Here is a 4246-nt window from a genome sequence, read left to right on the forward strand (position 1 = left end):
GCGCAATCTCGACAATGCCAAGATCTGGTACGATTGGGCGCTCCAGCCCGATGTCCAGTCGCGCATGAAGGATGCGAAATCCTTCCAGCTGCCGTCCAACAAGACGGCCGAGGTGCCGAAAGAGGCTCCGAAGTTCGAAGACATCAAGCTGATCGACTACGACTTCAAGACTTTTGGCGATCCGGCCAGACGCAAGGCGCTTCTCGAACGCTGGGACCGTGAAGTCGGCGCTGTCGCCAACTGATCGTCCATAGTCATGGGCACGGCATTGCGGAGCATATCCAGCATGCCGTGTCCTTCCTTCCTTTCATCGACATGACATAGCGAGGTCCGCCATGAGACGTGGCAACCGCAGACTGGATATTGCTCTCGCCCTTGGTGGCGCGGCGCTGGCTCTGGTTCCCTGGTACCGTATCGAAGGCGGCTTCTTCGGGCTTGGCTGGATCGAAGGGTTTCCCTCGAGCGCCGATACCGCACCGGGGCTCTTGCAGATCCTTTCGCATGGGCGTGTCTGGCTTGCCGGCATCGTCCTAGTCTTTGTGCTTGGCTGTCTGGCTCGCGGTGTTCGGGATCCGATGAAGCGCGGCACGCTTCTGGCCTGGGTCGGCGCTGTCGGTCTCGTCTTCCTGTCGTTGCAGGGGCTGGCGATCGGCTTTGGCGGCTGGACCTGGTCAATCAGCGAAAGCCTGTTTGGCATGCTCCCAGACGGGCAACCGTCGATGGGCGCCGGTGCTGTTCTGATGGCTTTGGTCTTTGTGCTTCTCTTTGCTTTCGGTCTGGCCGAACGCGGCGTGATGAAGGGGGACGCCTTCATCGTCGCCTCGATCTCCGTGCTTGTCTTTCTCGTGACCGTCTTTGTCTTCTATCCGATCGGCAGCATGCTGATCGGCTCCGTGCAGGATTTCGACGGCTCGTTCAAGCCGGATGGTTTCATCGCCAACATGCAGGATCCCGGCATCTGGAGCCTGGGCTGTGTTCTGGGTGAGGAGCGCTGCGGTGTTGCCTGGCGAACCCTGTTCCTCGCCATCATGACGGCGTTCGGCTCGACCATGCTTGGGCTGGGCTTTGCACTGGTGGCGACCCGCACACGCTTTCCCTTCAAGAAAGGCCTGCGCCTCCTGACGGTGCTGCCGATCATCACACCGCCATTTGTCATCGGCCTGGCGCTGACGCTGCTGTTCGGGCGGGCCGGTGTGATCACCGAGGGTTTGTCCAGCCTGTTCGGCATCGAACCCGGTCGATGGCTCTACGGCCTGACCGGTATCTGGATCGCCCAGGTTCTGTCGTTCACCCCGATCTCCTTCCTGGTTCTGATCGGTGTGGTGGAAGGCGTCAGCCCGTCGATGGAGGAAGCCTCGCAGACCCTGCGCGCCGATCGCTGGCGCACCTTCTGGCGCGTTTCCCTGCCGTTGATGAAGCCGGGCCTCGCCAATGCCTTCCTGATCGGTTTCATCGAGAGCATGGCCGACTTCGGCAATCCGCTCGTTCTCGGTGGCAGCCACGGCGTGCTTTCAACCGAGATCTTCTTTGCCGTCGTCGGATCGCAGAACGATCCGTCGCGCGCCGCCGTGCTCGCCATCGTGCTTCTGTTCTTCACCCTCTCGGCCTTCCTGGCCCAGCGCTTCTGGCTGTCGGGCAAGAACTTCGCCACCGTTACCGGCAAGGGTGACAGCGGCTCCCATATTGCGTTGCCGCGCGGATTGTCGATCGGCGTACATGCGGTGGTCATTCCGTGGATGATCTTCACGCTGGTGGTCTACGGGATGATCCTGGTTGGTGGTTTTGTCAAAACCTGGGGCCTCGATAATTCCCTCACGCTCGACCACTATATTCGTGCCTTCTCGGTCGATTTCAGCAATGGCGGCATTGCCTGGACGGGCGTCGCCTGGAACTCGTTCTGGACGACAATGGAGATTGCGCTGATCTCCGCACCCTTGACTGCCGCCGTCGGTCTTCTGACCGCCTATATCATCGTCAGGCAGAAATTTGCCGGGCGCAACCTGTTCGAGTTTGCGCTGATGATGAGCTTTGCCATCCCCGGCACGGTCATCGGTGTCAGCTATATCATGGCGTTCAACCTGCCGCCGATCGAGATGACCGGCTCTGCCCTGATCCTGATTGCCTGCTTCGTCTTTCGCAACATGCCGGTCGGCGTGCGCGGCGGCATTGCGGCGATGAGCCAGCTTGACAAGAGCCTGGACGAGGCATCGCTGACGCTGCGTGCAGACAGTTTCCGCACCATCCGCAAGGTGATCCTGCCGCTGTTGCGTCCGGCGATCACGGCAGCGCTGGTCTATTCCTTCGTCCGGGCGATCACCTCGATCAGTGCGGTCATCTTCCTCGTGAGTGCCGAATACAACATGGCGACCTCCTACATCGTCGGTCTTGTCGAAAACGGCGAATATGGCGTGGCGATCGCCTATTCCTCGATGCTGATCGTGGTGATGCTCGTCATTATCGCCGGCTTTCAGCTTGTCGTCGGTGAGCGGCGTCTGCGCCGTGAAACCCGCGTCGCCGGCGTCACCGCCGCTCCCTCTGTTCCCCTTGGTCAGGAGAAAACCGTATGATCACCGTGAAACCTGGTTCCGTCACTTTCCAGAATGTACGCAAGACCTTCGGGGCCTTCACCGCTATTCCGGATCTGTCTCTTACCATCGAGCCCGGCACGCTGGTGACGCTTCTCGGCCCTTCGGGTTGTGGCAAGACCACAACATTGCGCATGCTGGCCGGCCTTGAGCATCCGACATCCGGCCGCATCCTGATCGGCGGCAAGGATGTCACCATGCTGCCGGCTAATGAGCGCGACGTATCTATGGTGTTTCAATCCTATGCGCTGTTTCCGCATATGACGGCGCTCGACAATGTCGCCTACGGGCTTCAGTCGTCGGGCCTTGGCAAGAAAGACGCGCGCGAAAGGGCTGAGGAAGGGTTAAAGCTTGTCGGTCTTGGCGGCATGGGCAGCCGTCTTCCCGCCGAGCTTTCGGGCGGCCAGCAACAGCGCGTCGCTGTCGCCCGCGCCCTGGTCCTGGAGCCGCAGGTGCTTCTGCTCGACGAGCCGCTCTCCAATCTCGATGCCCGCCTGCGCCGCCGGGTGCGCACCGAAATCCGCGATTTGCAACAGCGCCTCGGTTTCACCGCCGTCTATGTCACGCATGACCAGGACGAGGCGCTTGCGGTGTCTGACCGCATCATCGTGATGAAGGATGGCGAGATCGCCCAGTCCGGTGCACCGCGCGAGCTCTATGAGGCGCCGGCCTCGTCCTTCATTGCCGACTTCATGGGGGAGGCCAATGTCATCCCTTGCGAGGTTCTCAGTCTTGAAGGGCCTGACGCGCTGATCCGTGTCGCGGGCGTGGATCACCGTGTGCCGGGGCGTTTGGCAAAGCCCGGCAAGGCGAAACTTGCGGTGAGGCCGGGGGCCATCTCGATAGCGGCACAGGGCGGGCAGGGCATTGCCGGTCGTGTCCTGCACAGCGCCTATCTCGGAGGCCATGTCGAATACGAGGTAGAGACGGATGTCGGGACTTTGTTCATCATCGATCACGCGGTTGAAAGAAGTCTGCCGGTGCAAAGCGCTGTCACACTCGGGTTCAAGAGCCGTGGCATAGCCCTGATCGACGCGTGATTCTTATCCACCAGACCCTTTGCTTGCTCCCAACCACGACACCTACAGATGAATTCAAGGACAACCACCATGACTGCGCATGACGCCGATATCGAGCAACGTTTTGCTCTTGCAAAAACCCTGGCCAAGGAAGCCGGCGCTCTGGCGCTCGACTATTTCAACAGGCGCGAGACGCTGGTGATCGAGACCAAGCGCGATCTGCAGGATGTCGTGTCCATCGCCGACCGTAACGTCGAGACGCTTTTGAGCGAACGCGTGGCCAAGGCGCTTCCGGAGGATGGCTTCCTGGGCGAGGAGTTTGGCCTGCAACCTGGCAGTTCCGGCTATACCTGGGTTGTCGATCCGATTGACGGCACGGCGCCCTTCGTCAACGGAATGCCGACATGGTGTGTCTCGATTGCAGTCCTGCATCAGGGCGTGCCGGTGGTCGGCGTGATCCAGGTCCCCTGTGCCGATGAAACCTATGCGGCTGCCACGGGCATGGGCGCCAGCCTCAACGACAAGACACTTGTTCTTGATCCCAGCCGGACGATCCGCAACGCCCTGACGGGCATCGGCAGCAACAGCTACGTGACCCCGGAATGTGTTGGCGGGATCGTCACCGATCTGCTCGCTCAGGGC

General features: G+C 61.0%; 3 protein-coding genes and 1 pseudogene. All 4 read left to right on the forward strand.

Annotation, left to right across the window (positions count from 1 at the left end; translation table 11 throughout):
- Positions 1-244 (forward strand): annotated as a pseudogene (locus PDO_RS10365) (iron ABC transporter substrate-binding protein); the annotation flags it as partial.
- A 91-nt stretch (positions 245-335) separates the two neighbouring features.
- Complete coding sequence (locus PDO_RS10370) at positions 336-2567, forward strand: ABC transporter permease (RefSeq protein WP_007601455.1); 2232 nt, start codon at positions 336-338, stop codon at positions 2565-2567.
- Positions 2564-3625, forward strand: a complete 1062-nt coding sequence (locus PDO_RS10375; RefSeq protein ID WP_007601456.1) for an ABC transporter ATP-binding protein — start codon at positions 2564-2566, stop codon at positions 3623-3625. Before PDO_RS10370 ends, PDO_RS10375 begins: the two co-directional genes overlap by 4 nt.
- Before the next feature lie 69 nt (positions 3626-3694).
- Positions 3695-4246, forward strand: a 552-nt coding sequence (locus PDO_RS10380) for an inositol monophosphatase family protein (RefSeq protein ID WP_007601458.1), incomplete at its 3' end; no start/stop codon positions are given.

It is taken from the genome of Rhizobium sp. PDO1-076, from assembly GCF_000247475.1.
Taxonomy (GTDB): Bacteria; Pseudomonadota; Alphaproteobacteria; order Rhizobiales; family Rhizobiaceae; genus Allorhizobium.